At 30.7% G+C, this 345-nt stretch carries 1 pseudogene; it reads right to left on the bottom strand.

The features are described 5' to 3' along the window. A pseudogene (locus ADI58_RS11460) lies at window positions 1–219 on the bottom strand (hypothetical protein); the annotation flags it as partial. Window positions 220–345 lie beyond the last annotated feature (126 nt).

Consider the following 345-nt stretch of genomic DNA (forward strand, 5'->3'; position numbering starts at 1 on the left):
AGAACGAGTCTGATACGTAGATTTAGACTCTAAATAGGCGTCTCTAAGTTCAGTTGTATAAAATGACAATAACTCTCCTGTGTTGATATCTTTTACAATACGATTAGATACAATTTCATAATTTGTACCAGGATAGACATCAGCAAAAACCGTAGATGTTGTGACTAAGAATAATAGACTTGATAGTAGAGAGAAAAACAATAGTTTCAGTTTAATCATAACAAATTTCCTTTCTTCATGAGTAAAAGATTATTTTTTCAATCCTTTGAAAGTCATAATGCAACCCGAAATAATACTGAGAGTTCCTACAGGTCTCCAATATAGTTGCCAAAAGAATAAATTTAT

Source organism: Streptococcus mitis, from assembly GCF_001074635.1.
Lineage (GTDB): Bacteria > Bacillota > Bacilli > Lactobacillales > Streptococcaceae > Streptococcus > Streptococcus mitis_E.